Genomic DNA, 16,109 nt, shown 5'->3' with positions numbered 1-16,109 from the left:
TTCTTCTAATGAAAAAGAAAATTATATATTTTTTTCTGTTGATTAGCACAGTGTTGACTGCGCAAAACACAAATTCGATTAGTTTAAATTGGAATGCAGGAGGAGTATTCTCAAATGAGAATTTGGTTTTTAAATATCCAAGTTTTGAAGGGTTGTATTTTTCTTTAGATTTAGGGGATGAACAAATTTTCTTTAAAAAAGAAGATTTAATTTCTCAGCTTATTGATGAAAATTCCTTAAAAATTACAAATATTTCTTTTCAAACTATATCTGAACAAGATTTGTTTAATTTGAATAAGGGAAAAATACCTACAACTATAGAGCCAAAAATTGAATCTTTCTATGCTAAAGATCAAGTGGTTTCATTGTTTACATTTTCACCTATTATTAAAGATGGTAATGGTTATAAGAAGGTAGTTTCATTAAATTATAGTTATTCTTATAAATCAATTGGTTCTCGTTTTACGAATAGAAGAAATATTACAAATTCTGTATTCGCTTCTGGGAATTGGTTTCGTTTTTATGTTGAAAATTCTGGGGTTTATAAAGTGTCTAAATCTTTTCTTCAAAGTTTAGGTGTGGATGTTTCTGTTGATCCGCGAACTATTAAAATTTATGGGAATGGTGGTCGAATGCTTCCATTGTTAAATAGTACGCCTTACCCTGATGATATTGTTGAGAATGCTATTCAGTTTGTAGGAGAAGAAGATGGTGTTTTTAATGATACCGATTATATTCTGTTTTATGCTGAAGGGGTTGATAATTGGAATACAGAAAGTTTAACTAAAAACAATCTTTTCTCAGACAAATCATATTATTATGTTACTACTGGTGGCGGACAAGGTAAAAGGATTATTCCTGCATCCGAGCCTACAAATTCCCCTACATTAAACTTTACAAATTATGATGATACAATTATATATGAAAAGGATTTAGTGAATGTGGCAAAAGTAGGTAGAAGATGGTTTGGTGAGCAATTTAATGTGAATAACTCTCAAAGTTTTGAATTTTCAATTCCTAATATTGATACGACTGTTCCAATTTCTGTTAAGATTAATATGGCTTCCGTTTCTTTTGGGAATACATCTTTTGAAATTAGAGCCAATAATCAATCTTTAGGGAATGTTGGTTTTCCTGCATTACAATCAAGTAGCACAGCAGAAGGTTTTGAAAATGTATTGAATGCAACAACTCAAGGTTCTTCTGCTTTAACAATAAGCTTGCAATATAATAATGGAGGTGTTCCTTCTTCTAATGGTTATCTTGATTTTATTATGCTGAAATCTAAAAGAAATTTGCAAGGTTTTGGTAAGCAATTTGTTTTTTATAATAAGGAGCAAGAAAATAACATTGGTACAGGTCAATATACGATTTCAAATGCCACATCTATAAGTCAAGTTTGGGATGTTTCGGATATATACAATACTGTTAGTTATGTGAATTCCAATCAGTCTAATTTTTCATTTAAAGTGTATCTTGGAAATCAAAAAAAATATGTTGCTGTTGATGAATCTGATTTTTATACTCCGTTAAAAGAAACAATAACGACGGTTTATAATCAGAATTTAAAAGGGGTAATTTTTAATGATCATCAAGGTAATTTTCAAGATATCGATTATTTAATTATTGCGCCTGGTTTTTTAGTTAATCAAGCAGAACGTTTGGCTAACTTTCATAGAAGTTATTCTGGGTTAGTGGTTAAGGTGGTTAGTTTGGAATCCATTTATCAAGAATTTAGCTCTGGTAAACAAGATGTAGCAGCTATTCGCAATTTTATTAAATATGTATATTGGAATGGCTCTGATCCATCACGAAGAGTTAAATATGTGAATCTTTTTGGAGATGCGTCTTATGATTATAAGGATAGAATTTCAAATAATACAAATATTGTTCCTACTTTTCATGGATTTAATCCAAATGCATCTGAAGTAAATAATTCTTCTAATATGTCGCTTTTTACTGCTTTCATATCTGACGATTTTTATGGTTTGATGGATGATACAGAAGGACCAATGACTAGTGGAATTGACGGTATTGATATTGCCGTAGGAAGAATGATTGTTTCGTCAGTTCAACAAGCACAACAGATGGTGAATAAAGTAATTGATTATCATGACGAGGCTTCTTTCGGGAAATGGCGAAATAATTATATAATTTATTCTGATGATGCTGATTCACAAGGAGATGCGCAATTGCAGTTTACTTTAGATAAGCTAGCAGATGATTTAACAACAGCTAAGCCCTTTGTAAATGTAAAAAAAATACATACTGATTCTTATGTTCAGCAAGTAGCTGCAGGGGGTGAGCGCTATCCAGATGCAAAAAATGATTTTTTAGATGCCTTACAATTGGGGGCTTTAGTAATAAATTATTTAGGACATGGAAACGAAGAGTCGTTAGCTAGAGAGCGTTTATTTGAAAAATTAGATGCTCAAAATTTATATAATCCTTATCGATACCCGCTTTTTATAACAATTACTTGTAATTTTACAAGGTTCGACGATCCTAATCGTTTTTCAGGTGGAGAGTATTTATATTGGAATGAGCAAGGAGGTGCGGTGAGTTTGATTGCAACAACGAGATTGATTGGAGTGACTACGGGTTTGGTGATGAATGATTTATTGAATGAAAGACTTTACGCTTTTGGTTCCAATGAGTACCCCACTATAGCTGAAGCGCTTCGATTGGTGAAGCTTCAACCAGGCACTTCGAGTAATAGAAGAGTTGTTTTTTACATAGGTGATCCAGCTTTAAAATTAGCTATACCAAAACCAAAAGTTGTGTTGACAGAAGTTAATGATACGCCAATTGACCAATTTACTGGTAGTTTTCAAGCTTTAAGTTTGATGAAAATAAAAGGGCAGATTCAAGATCAAAATGATGTTTTGTTGTCTAATTATAATGGTGATTTAGCAGTTCAGATATTTGATAAAGATATTGATAGAAGTACTTTGGGAAATAATGGTATAGTTTCCCCATCACCAGGTGGTACAACTATAGAAGGAGTATATTTTCCTGCGGGTCAATTAATCACAATGGATTTTATTACTTTAGGTGAAACTATTTTTAGAGGGAATGCTTCAGTGGTAAATGGAAGTTTTGAATTGAGTTTTGTGGTGCCTCAGGATATTAAAATTCCAGTTGGAAATGGGAAAATTAGCTTTTATGCAAAACGAAATACTCCGGTTTTAGAAGATCAAACAGGTTTTAATAGGGATATTTTAGTTGGTGGAGTAAATGTAAATGCTCCTGCAGATAACACTCCTCCAACGGTTAGGTTGTATTTAAATGATGAGAGCTTTGTTTCAGGAGGTATTTCTAATTGTTCTCCTATATTATTAGCTTTCTTAGAAGATGAAAATGGAATTAATACGGCGAGTGGGATTGGACATGATATTGTAGCAATTTTAGACGGAGATGAGGCAAATCCATATGTTTTAAATGATTATTATGAGACCGAGAACGACGATTTTACAAAAGGTAAAATTCGATATCAATTTAGAGATTTGTCGCTAGGAATGCACACAGTTGTTTTTAAAGCATGGGATGTCTATAATAATTTAGTTACTGTTGAAATTCAATTTAATGCTGTTTGTGGTAGTGAGAATATTACTTTAGAAAGAGTGCTTAATTATCCAAATCCATTTGTGAGTTATACCGAATTTTGGTTTACCCACAACAGACCTTTTGAGCCTTTAGATGTTCAAGTTCAAATTTTAACCATTACAGGAAAACTAATCAAAACAATTAATCAACAAGTAATGACGGATGGTTTTTTGTGTAGAGATTTAAAATGGGATGGGAAAGATGATTTTGGTGATAAAATAGGTAAAGGAGTATATGTGTATAAGTTAACTGTCCGTTCAACTTCTACAGGTAATTCGGCAGAAAAATACGAGAAACTTGTAATACTATAATAAAATATTATATTTGTCTAATTAATTTACAATAAGAATGAAGAAAATAGCAGTTTTGTTAACTATATTAGTAACGAGCCAATTTTTAAAAGCCCAAGAAAGAGTAATTACTACAGGAGTTCCCTTTTTATTGATAGCTGCCGATGCTAGATCTGCTGGTATGGGAGATATGGGAGTTGCTACTTCTACTGATGCTTTTTCTCAACAACACAATCCTGCCAAATATGCTTTTTCATTGGATAAGCAAGGTTTTTCATTAAGTTATACACCTTATTTAACTAGTATTGCCAATGATATTTCTTTAGGTCAAGTTACTTATTTTAATAGAATTAATGAAAGAAGTGCTTTTGCAGGATCTTTACGTTTTTTTGGATTGGGAGATATTCAGTTAACAAATGCACAGGGAGAATTGCAAAACACTGTTTCGCCTAATGAATTAGCTTTAGACGGATCTTATGCCTTAAAATTAAGTGAACGTTTTTCTATGGCTGTAGGTGGAAGGTTTATTCGTTCGAATTTAAAAATCGCTACTGAAGGAAATGATGCTACTGCAGCTACTACTTTTGCAGTTGATATTGCAGGGTATTACCAATCTGAAGAAATTGCTTACAATGATTTTAATGGAAGATGGAGAGCGGGGTTTAATTTTCAAAATTTAGGTCCAAAAATTAACTATGATAATGATAAATTAGAAGAAAATTCTAACTTTATTCCTTCTAATATGCGTTTAGGTGCTGGTTTTGATTTTATTTTTGATGAATATAATAAAGTAGCAGTTTCTGCAGAAATTACTAAATTATTGGTGCCAACACCACCAGCAAGAGTGCAAGCATTAGATGCTAATAATGATGGAGATTTTGATGATGAAGGAGATATTTCTCAAGCTGATGCTGATACTGCTAATAGCAATGCTATAATTGATTATAGAAAGACAGGATGGGTTAGTGGAGTTTTCAAATCTTTTGGAGATGCACCGGATGGGTTTAGTGAAGAATTAAAAGAGTTTACCTATGCTTTAGGTGCAGAATATGCTTATCAAGATTCATTTTCTTTGAGAACAGGTTATTTTCATGAAAGTGAAACTAAAGGAGCTAGGAAATATTTTACTTTAGGAGCAGGATTTAAATACAATGCTGTTAAAATTGATGTATCTTATTTGTTCTCAGCATCAAAAGTTAGGAACCCATTAGAAAATACACTTCGATTTTCGCTATCATTTAATTTTGGTGATGGTTATGATGAATTATAATAATAACAAATAAAAAATTAAGTATCCAAATTCTATTCGAGTTTGGATTTTTTTTCCTTATATATGAAGCAAATTACATTTACAACTACATTCTCTGTTTATGATTCTTTAGAAGAACTTAAAGACCAAGATCAACAATTGATGCTGCAGGCAATTGAAGCAAGAAAAAAAGCTTATGCTCCTTATTCTAAGTTTAGTGTTGGGACGGCTTTGTTATTAGAGAATGGTGAAATTATTTTAGGTTCTAATCAAGAAAATGCAGCATATCCTTCAGGATTATGTGCGGAAAGAGTAGCTATTTTTTATGCAGGGGCAAATTATCCCGACACGAAAGTTTTAAAACTATTCATATCTGCAACACCACAAGATAGAGAATTAGAAGAGCCTATTCCGCCATGTGGTTCTTGTAGGCAATCTATCGCTGAATACGAAATGAAACAGGATTCTAATATTGAAATTTATTTTATGGGTTCCAAAGGGAAAGTGTATCATTCTAATTCATTAAAAAACTTATTACCTTTTTTATTTGAGAAAAAGCATCTATAACGATTTCGTTGATAAAAAATAACATATTCGTAATAAATAAAAGAAAATTGATAAGAATTAATTTTTTCAATAAGCTTCTATGTAGTATTTTTGCTTTTTGTAAAATTTTTCAAATTAAGTTTTTATCTTTTTTTGTAAAAAATCCAATTTAATTCATAAACAAATGAAACCAATAACAAAAGAAGTATACCTACAATGGTATGAAGATATGCAATTTTGGAGAAAGTTTGAAGATAAACTTGCTGCGCTTTACATTCAACAAAAAGTAAGAGGATTTCTACATTTATACAATGGACAAGAAGCGGTGTTAGCAGGTGCTTTACATGCCATGGATTTGTCTAAGGATAAAATGATTACAGCTTATCGTAATCACGTTCAGCCTATTGGTATGGGCGTTGACCCTAGAAAAGTTATGGCTGAGCTTTTAGGTAAAGCAACTGGAACTTCTCAAGGTTTAGGTGGTTCAATGCATATTTTTTCTAAAGAACATGGTTTTTATGGAGGTCACGGAATCGTAGGAGGTCAAATTCCTCTAGGTGCTGGTTTGGCTTTCGCTGATAAATATTTTGAAACAGGAGGTGTTACGATGACTTATTTTGGTGATGGTGCGGCACGTCAAGGTTCTTTACACGAAACGTTTAATATGGCTATGAATTGGAAATTACCAGTTGTTTTTATTGTTGAAAATAATGGTTATGCCATGGGTACTTCAGTGGAAAGAACTGCCAATCATACAGATATTTGGAAATTAGGTTTAGGATACGAAATGCCGTGTGGACCTGTTGATGGAATGAATCCTATCAAGGTTGCTGAAGCGATGCATGAAGCGATTGAAAGAGCAAGAAGAGGTGATGGTCCTACCTTTTTAGAAATGAAAACGTATCGTTATAGAGGGCACTCAATGTCGGATGCGCAACATTATAGAACTAAAGAAGAAGTAGAAGAATACAAAAAGATAGACCCTATAACTCAAGTTTTAGATATTATTAAAGAAAATAATTATGCTACTGAAGCTGAAATTGAAGCAATTGATAACCGAGTAAGAGATTTGGTTAGTGAATGTGAGCAATTCGCAGAAGAGTCACCGTATCCAGACTTGAATGTAATGTATGATGTAGTATACGAACAAGAAAATTATCCATTTTTACCTCATAAATTATAAGCACTATGGCAACAGTAATAACAATGCCTCGTTTAAGCGATACAATGACAGAAGGAACCGTGGCAAAATGGCTTAAAAAAGTCGGTGATAAAATTGAAGAAGGAGATATTTTAGCTGAAATTGAAACTGATAAAGCTACTATGGAATTTGAGTCTTTTAATGCAGGAACTCTATTGCATATTGGTATTAATGAAGGAGAAACTGCTGCTGTTGATTCTCTTTTAGCGGTTATTGGTAATGAGGGTGAAGATATATCTAAGGTTTTAAATACTACAAACGAATCAAAATCGGAAGTAGCATCAAATGATGTTGATAAAAAAGAAGAAGCTCCTGCTAAAACTACTGAATCTAAAGAAAGTGCTACATTGCCTGAAGGTGTAGTTGTAGTTACTATGCCAAGACTAAGTGATACTATGACGGAAGGAACAGTAGCTACTTGGCTAAAAAAGGTGGGTGATAAAATTGAAGAAGGAGATATTTTAGCTGAAATCGAAACAGATAAAGCTACCATGGAATTTGAATCTTTTAATTCTGGAACCTTATTACATATTGGAGTTCAAGAAGGTGAATCAGCACCAGTTGATAGTGTTTTAGCGATTCTTGGACCTGCTGGAACAGATGTTTCTGGTGTAGTTGCTAATCCTAAAGCTACTGATTCAAGCAGTACAAAAAAAGAGGAAGTTAAAGAGGATGTTAAAACAACAACTGCATCTGAAACGGCAACAACTCAAAATACTTCATCTACTTCTAATGGTAGAATTTTTGCATCGCCTTTAGCTAAAAAAATAGCAGAAGAAAAAGGAATTAATTTGTCAGATGTTAAGGGTTCAGGAGAAAACGGTAGAATTGTGAAGTCAGATGTAGAAAACTTTACTCCAAGTGCAGCTCATTCATCTGTTAGTGCAACTACTACTACAGATGCTGTTAAAGAAGCTTCTAGTACAGTAGCTGCTGTAAAACCATTTGTGCCTGCTGGAGAAGTGTACCAAGAAGAAGTTAAAAATTCGCAAATGCGTAAAGTCATCGCGAAGAGATTAGCAGAATCTAAGTTTACAGCACCACATTATTATTTAACTATCGAGTTAGATATGGATAATGCAATCGCGTCACGTGAAATGATTAATCGTATTCCAGATACAAAAGTATCTTTTAATGATATGGTCATTAAAGCAAGTGCTATGGCATTAAAGAAACATCCTCAAGTAAATTCTCAATGGAAAGAAGATGCTATGATTTTAAATCACCATGTGAACATTGGTGTTGCTGTAGCTGTTGAAGATGGTTTGGTTGTTCCGGTATTAAAATTTACGGATCAAATGACATTGACTCAAATTGGTGCCAATGTAAAAGATATGGCAGGAAGAGCGCGTGTGAAAAAAATTCAACCAGCTGAAATGGAAGGAAGTACTTTTACTATTTCTAATTTAGGTATGTTTGGTATTCAGTCATTTACATCGATTATTAATCAGCCTAATTCAGCCATTTTATCTGTTGGAGCTATTGTAGAAAAACCAGTAGTTAAAAATGGTCAAATTGTTGTTGGAAATACCATGACAGTTACGCTAGCATGTGATCATAGAACTGTTGATGGAGCAACAGGAGCTCAATTCTTACAAACGTTTAAAGCGTTTATGGAAAATCCTGTGACTATGTTAGCTTAATTAAGTTAGTAAAATTTATAATCCATATAGAAAAGGCACTAAAAATTTTAGTGCCTTTTTATTTTTAAAATTATGATAAGTTGTCTAACTAACACATCATCAAGAGTTCCGAATTTATCTTTGTAGTATTAAATACTACTATTGTGAAAAAAACACTTTTTATTTGGATTCTTAAATTAGTTGCTGTTATCATTTTATTGCAAACTTTATATTTCAAATTTTCGGATGCTCCAGAAAGTGTCTATATTTTTTCAACCTTAAATGCGGAACCTTTTGGAAGAATTGCATCAGGAATTATTGAACTCATTGCTTCTATTTTAATTTTAATACCAAGAACCACTTTTTTAGGAGCAGTTTTAGGTGTATTAACCATGTTTGGAGCTATTCTTTCTCATTTAACGCTTTTAGGTATTGAAGTACAAAATGATGGAGGAACTTTATTTGTTTTAGCTGTACTTACATTTATGGCTTGTTTGTTACTGGTGTATTTTTACAAAAATGACTTTGTTAAACTACGACAATTTCGAATATAATTTTTTCAATTCTTATACTTTAAAATCCTAGTTTTACTGGGATTTTATTATTTTTACGAAAATAAAAATAGGAATGAAAAAAATATGCTTTTTTATAAGCTTAGCTTTATTAGCTTGTAATGGTACAAAGTCAACAGTCTCAGGTGAATCTAATAGTATTTCTGAAAGCACAACTATAAGTGCAAAATATGTTGCAAAGCAAGAAGATGTTGCTAAGACATTACAGTTTTTAACATCAGATGATTTAGAAGGACGTAATACAGGAAGTGCAGGAATTGAAAAAGCAAGTTATTTTCTAGAGGGTATCTTTAAAAAGAATGGTGTGAAGCCCTATTTTAAAACCTACAGAGATACATTGAGTAACTACGATTTGCCAGCGTATAACATGGTAGGTTACATAGAAGGGAATGATCCAAAATTAAAAAATGAATTTGTAGTAATTGGAGCACATTATGACCATATTGGAAGAATACAAGCAGTAAATGGAGATGATATTGGAAATGGAGCCAATGATAATGCTTCTGGAACAACTGCTGTAACTGAAGTTGTAAAGTATTTTGCCAAATATAAAACGAATAAAAGAAGTATTATTTTTGCTTTCTTTTCTGCAGAAGAAAAAGGACTATTAGGATCCAAACATTTAGCAAAAAAATTAAAAGAACAAGATATAGACCTTTATTTTATGTTCAATTATGAAATGATTGGCGTTAAAATGAATAGAGAAGATATGTTGTTGTACTTAACAGGTTTTGGTAAAAGTAACATGGCAAAAAAGATGAATGAATACGCGGAAGAAAATTTGATAGGCTATATTCCAGCTGAAACACAATATCAGTTATTTAGAGCTTCGGATAATTATCCTTTCTATACTGAATTTGAAATACCAGCTCAAACGGTATCGACTTTTGATTTTGAAAATTTTCAATTTTATCACCAGCCAGACGATGAATTTGAGTTGATGGACACAGCACATATGACGAATGTGATTAATAAAACCATTCCTGTTCTAGAAAAAATGATGAATGCTGCTACTAAAGAAATTCAAATGAACAAATAATGAAGAAAGTTATCATTACAGGAACATCACGTGGAATTGGATATGAAATGGCGTTGCAATTCGCTCAAAATGGGCACCAAGTCCTAGCTGTTTCTAGAAAAACACCTAAAGCATTTCTTGAGAATCAAAATATAACTTGTTTAAGTATCGATATTGCAAATGAAGAAGAATTACTTCATGTTAAAGCATTTGTTGAGCATTCATGGAATAATCAAGTGGATATTTTAATCCATAATGCAGGATTGTTAATTGGTAAACCTTTTACAGAATTAACATCAGAAGATTTTGAGCAAGTTTACAAAGTAAATGTTTTTGCAGTTGCAGCTTTAACACGCATTTGTATTCCTTATTTAACAAAAGGGAGTCATGTAATTACGATTAGTTCTATGGGAGGTATTCAAGGAAGTATGAAGTTTCCAAGTTTAGCAGCTTACAGTTCCAGTAAAGGTGCTGTAATTACACTTTCTGAATTGTTAGCGGAAGAATATAAAGAGACAGGTATTGCTTTTAATGTTTTGGCTTTAGGAGCAGTCAATACAGAAATGCTACAAGAAGCTTTTCCAGGTTATCAAGCACCGCTTTCGGCAAGGGAAATGGCTGATTATGTTTGTAATTTTGCCTTAACGGGAAATAAATATTATAACGGAAAAGTATTGCAAGTTTCATCTACAACGCCTTGATTTGTAATGTTAGGAAATGAATAGAAAAAAAAGCTACTTAATATTAATCGTGCTATTGTTTTTTGGTGCTAAACAATATTTTCATTTTAGTGATTATTCGTTAGGATTGGTACAAGGAATGTTGCTTTTTATTTCTTTTAGCGCATTTTTTGTCATTTTTTTAGTGCTTTTGATAAAAGATTTATATGGGTATATAAAATTCAAAAAGAAAATTGATTTTATTCCTTTTGTCTTATTAGTACTGTTTTTAGTTTTAAGTTTATTCGGGTTTTCAAAAGTTGAAGAACCCTTTTTTTGGAAAAAAGAATTTTATAGAGGGAAATTAGTATATATAGAAAGTAAAGATGAAATTTATCTATATAAAAACGAAACTTTTGCATTTGTAATTTCTAAAATTGAACATAAAGAAATTGTTTGTGGAAAATTTAAAATAGTAAATGATACTTTGTTTTTATCGGAGTATAATTCAAGAAAAGTAGATAAAGTGTTTACAAATAAATATTTGTTTGTAAAAGATAGCTCATTAATAGCATTAGATGAGAAGAAATATTTAGATATTATAAAAGTGAAGTAGAATTGAGTGACGTTTTACAAAAATATTTGCCAGAACACGCAGTTCAACCTTGTTTTGAGTTAATCAAAAACAATCATGTTCATTTAAAAATTGTAAATGAACGCGTAACACGTCATGGTGATTATAGAAAGGATACAAATGGTTATCATCAAATTACAGTGAATGCCAATTTGAATAAATACCGCTTTTTGATTACTCTAATTCATGAAATTGCGCATTTAGTTGCCTTTGAAAAATTTGGAAGGTATATTAAACCACATGGAGATGAATGGAAACTCACTTTTAGACAGTTAATGTTACCTTATATCCGACCTGAGATTTTCCCAAATCAACTATTACCATTGTTAGCCCGCCATTTTAAAAATCCGAAAGCCAGTAGCGATACTGATGCTACTTTATCATTGGCATTAAAACAATATGATGCAAAAGAAACAGATAAGAATTATATTTTTGAAATTCCATATGGTTCTTACTTCAGAATTCATAACGGGCGTGTTTTTAAAAAAATTGCACTGCGAGTAAAACGGTATGAATGTATAGAGTTACAAACAGGAAGAATTTTTTTGTTTCAACCCAATGCAGAAGTGGAATTGGTTACCAATTAACACTATAAATGAAGCTAAAGTTTTGATTTTACTATTTTAATTTCAATTTTTGCAAGAATTTATTTAATTTATGTATTGCTATTCTTTAGCATTATTTTTTTAAGTATATTTAAAGTTATAAAAAGAACCCTTTAGGTACTATGAAAAACAATAATTATTACGCAATAATAATGGCTGGTGGAGTAGGTTCTCGTTTTTGGCCAGTAAGTACAACCGATTTTCCAAAACAATTTCACGACATGCTAGGAACCGGTGAAACCTTAATTCAGAAGACTTTTTCTAGATTAAGCAAACTTATTCCCGCTGAAAATATTTTGGTGCTAACCAATGAAAAATACAATGCTTTAGTTTTAGAACAATTGCCCACTATGCAACCAGAACAAGTTGTACTGGAACCAGCGATGCGCAATACAGCACCTTGTATTTTATATGCTTCTATGAAAATAAAGAAGCAAAACCCAGAGGCTTTACTTATTGTGGCTCCTTCTGATCATTGGATTGAAGATGAAAATGCTTTTGTGCAAAACGTGAAACAATCGTTTGATTATTGCGAAACAAATAATGCACTAATGACGCTTGGAATTCAACCTACATTTCCTAATACAGGTTTTGGTTATATAGAATTTGATAAAACAAGTGCAACATCCGTTAAAAAAGTCTCTCAATTTAGAGAAAAACCAGATTATGAAACAGCTAAAGCATTTTTAGCCGCTGGGAATTTTTTATGGAATGGTGGTATTTTTATATGGAGTGTGTCTTCCATTATCGAGGCTTTTGAAAAATTTCAACCCGATATGAATGCACTATTTTTGTCGGGATTTGAAAGTTATAATACGTCAAGTGAAAAAGAATTCATTACTCAGAATTATGCTTTAGCAGAGAATATTTCAATTGATTATGCCATTTTAGAAAAAGCTTCTAATGTATATGTCTTGCCAGCTACATTTGATTGGAATGATTTAGGAACTTGGGGTTCTTTACATGAAAAGTTAGGGAAAGATGAAAATAATAATGCGATTGTAAATGCAACTGTTGTTTTGGAAAATGCATCAAATAATATAATTCGCGCTGAAGGAAAAAAATTAGTGGTTATTGACGGTTTAGATGATTATATTATTGTGGATAAAAACGATACTCTGTTAATTTATCCTAAAAGCAAAGAACAAGAAATAAAAGGCATTGTAAGTAAACTGCAATAAAATAAATATGGAAAATAATACGCCGTTAAATTTCTCAGAAATAGTAAAACAAATCAAACAATTTGTAGTTGGTATTTTTGATATATCAAGAGATTCCGATAAAACCAATACCATTGACGATATCAAGGCAGGAATTTACATGAAGGGTGCTGCGGCTTGGGTACTTATTTTCTCAATTCTAATTGCTTCAGTAGGTTTGAATACAAGTTCTACTGCTGTAGTTATTGGAGCCATGTTAATATCGCCTTTAATGGGTCCCATTTTAGGTATTGGCCTTTCCCTAGGAATTAACAATATTGATTTATTAAAAAAGGCGTTGAATAATTTTGCTGTCATGGTGATTTTAAGTTTACTGACTTCTTTTTTGTTTTTCAGTATTCCTATTTTCCAAAATGAAACTCAAGAATTAATTGCACGAACTTTCCCAGATGTACGGGATGTAATTATTGCGCTTTCTGGAGGTTTGTCATTAATTGTGGCGATTAGTCAACGCAATAAATTATTCAATGCAATTGCAGGTGTAGCAATTGCAACTGCCTTAATGCCTCCTTTGTGTACTGCTGGTTATGGTTTGGCTACTGGGAAATGGAATTTTTTCGGAGGGGCTTTATTCTTGTTTTCAATCAATACAATTTTTATTGCTTCTGCAACCTTTGTAGTCGTTCGTTTTTTGAAATTCCCTTACGAAGAATATGCTAATTCGAAACGTAGAAAATTGCTTTCAAGAGCGATTTCGTTAACGGCTTTAGCAATTCTTATACCAAGTGTATATATGTTTTATCTATTGTATAAGCGTTCTGATTTTAATCAGAAAGTAGATGCCTTAATTGAAGAATTAAAAACTGAAAAAGGGGTTTTAATTTTAGATGTGAAAAAAGATTATTCGAATAGACAAATTAATTTTGCCGTTATTGGTAAAAGTTTGTCAAAAAATGAAGTCAAAGAATTTGAGCAAAAAATGACACAGTTAGGATATGCTAATTGTGAATTTAAGGTTTTTCAAGACAATGGTAGTATCGAAACCATGACAAAAATGAAAGATATTGAGCAATCCTTTTTGTCAAACCAACAATTACTAGTCAAGAAAGATGCCGACTTACTGGATAAAGACCGACAAATATTTGATTTGAAAAACCAATTGACGGCTAAAAAAGCAACAATTATGTCTTTTGATCAAATTACAAAAGAGATGAAAGCATTGGATGCTACTATAGAAGAAGTTAGTTATGCTGAAAAATTGGTGACTAACTTTAGTAAAGTCGATACAATTCCTACTTTTGAAATCAAATGGAATACTAAAGTTGGAACCAAAACTAAAGCCGAAACCGCTCAAAAATTAGAGAATTGGTTAAAAACTAAATTGAAAGTCAAAAAAATGGAAGTTAAAGTCGATTAATTATTTATCGTCTTCCAAATACATTCTTCTTACTTTTTTGAATAATTCTGATGAATAAACAAAATCAGTTACCGCTTCATTATCTGTTTTGAAAATCTCTTTGTTAGAGCCTTCCCATTCTAGGAGACCGTTTTTTAAGAAGACAATTTTATCACCAATTTCCATCACCGAGTTCATATCATGAGTATTGATAATAGTTGTAATATCATACTCTTCTGTAATTTCTTTAATTAAATTGTCAATTACAATAGCTGTTTTAGGGTCTAAACCTGAATTAGGTTCGTCACAAAATAAATATTTTGGATTATTCACAATAGCTCTTGCAATAGCTACCCTTTTTTGCATTCCACCCGAAATTTCCGAAGGTTTTTTCGTATTGGCATTAATTAATTTAACGCGATCAATTACAAAATTGACACGTTCTTTTATTTCTGCAGCTGTTTTTTTGGTAAACATTTTTAAAGGGAAACCAATATTTTCCTCAACCGTCATACTGTCAAATAGCGCACTTCCTTGAAATACCATGCCTATCTCTGTACGAAGTTCTCGTTTCTCATCGTCTGTTAAATTCGAATACACACGACCATCAAATTCAATCGTTCCCGCTTCTGGAGTATGAATGCCTAATAACGATTTTAAAAACACTGTTTTTCCTGAACCACTTTGCCCAATAATCAAGTTGGTCTTTCCAGAATCGAAAGTAGTTGTAATTCCTTTTAGTACTTTTTGATCTCCAAAAGTCTTCTCTAAATTCTTTACTTCTATCATGAGCTTAAAAGGAGTTGTGTTAAAATATAGTTCATTAAAATAATAACCACTGAAGTCCAAACAAAGGCTACGGTACTAGCTTTCCCTACTTCAAGCGCTCCACCTTTCATGTAAAAGCCGTGAAACGAAGGTATAGTAGCTAATATTAAGGCAAAAACTATCGTTTTTATAAAAGCATAGGTAATGTGAAAAGGAATGAATTCGGTTTGAATTCCTTGAATAAATTCGGCACTGGAAGTAAAACCACCATATACACCAGCAATATAACCTCCAAAAACACCTAAAAACATACTCAATCCAATCACAAAGGGATACAATAACAAAGCAATTATTTTTGGGAAAACCAAATAATTTAAAGAATTTACTCCCATTACTTCTAAAGCATCAATTTGTTCTGTAACACGCATGGTTCCTATACTTGATGTAATGAAAGAGCCCATTTTTCCAGCCATAATTACTGAAATAAAGGTTGGTGCAAACTCTAAAATTACCGATTGCCTAGTGGCAAAACCAATTAAATATTTTGGTATTAAAGGATTGGTTAAATTCAATGCTGTTTGGATGGCTACAACTCCACCTACGAAAAAAGAAATGAAAGAAACAATCCCTAAAGAATCTATTATTAAATCATCAATCTCTTTAAATATTAGTTGTTTCATCATGCTCCATTTGGTAGGTTTGTTAAAAACCTCTTTCAACATAATGAAATACCTTCCTATTTGGGATAAATAACGAATTAGCATCATGGTTTATAAATATCTG

14 protein-coding genes are annotated in these 16,109 nt (G+C 31.9%); 12 read left to right on the top strand and 2 right to left on the bottom strand.

What is annotated here, in order from left to right:
- Window positions 1-8 precede the first annotated feature (8 nt).
- The 12 genes from porU (at window position 9) to FHG05_RS02000 (ending at window position 14,579) form a co-directional block, all read left to right on the top strand.
- Window positions 9-3,917, top strand: a complete 3,909-nt coding sequence (gene porU / locus FHG05_RS02055) for a type IX secretion system sortase PorU (RefSeq protein WP_140996339.1) — start codon at window positions 9-11, stop codon at window positions 3,915-3,917.
- A gap of 37 nt (window positions 3,918-3,954) precedes the next feature.
- Entirely contained in the window at window positions 3,955-5,166 is a 1,212-nt protein-coding gene (gene porV / locus FHG05_RS02050) for a type IX secretion system outer membrane channel protein PorV (protein ID WP_140996338.1), read from the top strand.
- Window positions 5,167-5,229: 63 nt separating this feature from the next.
- Window positions 5,230-5,712 (top strand): cytidine deaminase, encoded by a 483-nt coding sequence (gene cdd / locus FHG05_RS02045; protein WP_140996337.1) that lies wholly within the window; start codon window positions 5,230-5,232, stop codon window positions 5,710-5,712.
- Window positions 5,713-5,875: 163 nt separating this feature from the next.
- The gene (pdhA, locus tag FHG05_RS02040) at window positions 5,876-6,874 is read left to right on the top strand and encodes a pyruvate dehydrogenase (acetyl-transferring) E1 component subunit alpha (RefSeq protein ID WP_140996336.1); all 999 of its coding nucleotides are present in this window, start codon (window positions 5,876-5,878) and stop codon (window positions 6,872-6,874) included.
- A 5-nt stretch (window positions 6,875-6,879) separates the two neighbouring features.
- Window positions 6,880-8,535 (top strand): pyruvate dehydrogenase complex dihydrolipoamide acetyltransferase, encoded by a 1,656-nt coding sequence (locus tag FHG05_RS02035; RefSeq protein WP_140996335.1) that lies wholly within the window; start codon window positions 6,880-6,882, stop codon window positions 8,533-8,535.
- A gap of 143 nt (window positions 8,536-8,678) precedes the next feature.
- Window positions 8,679-9,068: a DoxX family protein gene (locus tag FHG05_RS02030; protein ID WP_140996334.1), complete on the top strand. Its 390-nt coding sequence runs from the start codon at window positions 8,679-8,681 to the stop codon at window positions 9,066-9,068.
- 73 nt (window positions 9,069-9,141) lie between these two features.
- Entirely contained in the window at window positions 9,142-10,125 is a 984-nt protein-coding gene (locus FHG05_RS02025; protein WP_140996333.1) for a M20/M25/M40 family metallo-hydrolase, read from the top strand.
- Entirely contained in the window at window positions 10,125-10,805 is a 681-nt protein-coding gene (locus tag FHG05_RS02020) for an SDR family NAD(P)-dependent oxidoreductase (RefSeq protein ID WP_140996332.1), read from the top strand. The genes FHG05_RS02025 and FHG05_RS02020 overlap by 1 nt, the downstream gene beginning before the upstream one ends.
- Window positions 10,806-10,821: 16 nt before the next feature.
- Window positions 10,822-11,379 carry a hypothetical protein gene (locus FHG05_RS02015; protein WP_140996331.1) on the top strand — a complete coding sequence of 186 codons (558 nt, stop codon included), beginning with the start codon at window positions 10,822-10,824 and terminating at the stop codon, window positions 11,377-11,379.
- A gap of 2 nt (window positions 11,380-11,381) precedes the next feature.
- A complete protein-coding gene (locus tag FHG05_RS02010; RefSeq protein WP_140996330.1) occupies window positions 11,382-11,984 on the top strand; it encodes a SprT-like domain-containing protein in 603 nt (200 codons plus the stop codon).
- A gap of 140 nt (window positions 11,985-12,124) precedes the next feature.
- Entirely contained in the window at window positions 12,125-13,183 is a 1,059-nt protein-coding gene (locus FHG05_RS02005; protein WP_140996329.1) for a mannose-1-phosphate guanylyltransferase, read from the top strand.
- Between the two features lie 7 nt (window positions 13,184-13,190).
- The gene (locus FHG05_RS02000) at window positions 13,191-14,579 is read left to right on the top strand and encodes a DUF389 domain-containing protein (protein WP_140996328.1); all 1,389 of its coding nucleotides are present in this window, start codon (window positions 13,191-13,193) and stop codon (window positions 14,577-14,579) included.
- On the opposite strand, the gene FHG05_RS01995 is transcribed toward FHG05_RS02000, so the two are convergent.
- The gene (locus FHG05_RS01995; RefSeq protein WP_140996327.1) at window positions 14,580-15,347 is read right to left on the bottom strand and encodes an ABC transporter ATP-binding protein; all 768 of its coding nucleotides are present in this window, start codon (window positions 15,345-15,347) and stop codon (window positions 14,580-14,582) included.
- The gene (locus FHG05_RS01990; protein WP_140996326.1) at window positions 15,344-16,093 is read right to left on the bottom strand and encodes an MlaE family ABC transporter permease; all 750 of its coding nucleotides are present in this window, start codon (window positions 16,091-16,093) and stop codon (window positions 15,344-15,346) included. Before FHG05_RS01990 ends, FHG05_RS01995 begins: the two co-directional genes overlap by 4 nt.
- Window positions 16,094-16,109: the final 16 nt, after the last annotated feature.

The sequence above is a fragment of the Flavobacterium profundi genome, assembly GCF_006491645.1.
GTDB classification, from domain to species: domain Bacteria; phylum Bacteroidota; class Bacteroidia; order Flavobacteriales; family Flavobacteriaceae; genus Flavobacterium; species Flavobacterium profundi.
This window is presented reverse-complemented; position numbering and strand designations above follow the sequence as displayed.

Bases quoted from the DNA above. Each gene is read 5' to 3' on its own strand.
- porU (WP_140996339.1), top strand. From the start codon at position 9: ATGAAAAAGAAAATTATATATTTTTTTCTGTTGATTAGCACAGTGTTG.
- porV (WP_140996338.1), top strand. From the start codon at position 3,955: ATGAAGAAAATAGCAGTTTTGTTAACTATATTAGTAACGAGCCAATTT.
- cdd (WP_140996337.1), top strand. From the start codon at position 5,230: ATGAAGCAAATTACATTTACAACTACATTCTCTGTTTATGATTCTTTA.
- pdhA (WP_140996336.1), top strand. From the start codon at position 5,876: ATGAAACCAATAACAAAAGAAGTATACCTACAATGGTATGAAGATATG.
- FHG05_RS02035 (WP_140996335.1), top strand. From the start codon at position 6,880: ATGGCAACAGTAATAACAATGCCTCGTTTAAGCGATACAATGACAGAA.
- FHG05_RS02025 (WP_140996333.1), top strand. From the start codon at position 9,142: ATGAAAAAAATATGCTTTTTTATAAGCTTAGCTTTATTAGCTTGTAAT.
- FHG05_RS02020 (WP_140996332.1), top strand. From the start codon at position 10,125: ATGAAGAAAGTTATCATTACAGGAACATCACGTGGAATTGGATATGAA.
- FHG05_RS02015 (WP_140996331.1), top strand. From the start codon at position 10,822: ATGAATAGAAAAAAAAGCTACTTAATATTAATCGTGCTATTGTTTTTT.
- FHG05_RS02005 (WP_140996329.1), top strand. From the start codon at position 12,125: ATGAAAAACAATAATTATTACGCAATAATAATGGCTGGTGGAGTAGGT.
- FHG05_RS02000 (WP_140996328.1), top strand. From the start codon at position 13,191: ATGGAAAATAATACGCCGTTAAATTTCTCAGAAATAGTAAAACAAATC.
- FHG05_RS01995 (WP_140996327.1), bottom strand. From the start codon at position 15,347: ATGATAGAAGTAAAGAATTTAGAGAAGACTTTTGGAGATCAAAAAGTA.
- FHG05_RS01990 (WP_140996326.1), bottom strand. From the start codon at position 16,093: ATGATGCTAATTCGTTATTTATCCCAAATAGGAAGGTATTTCATTATG.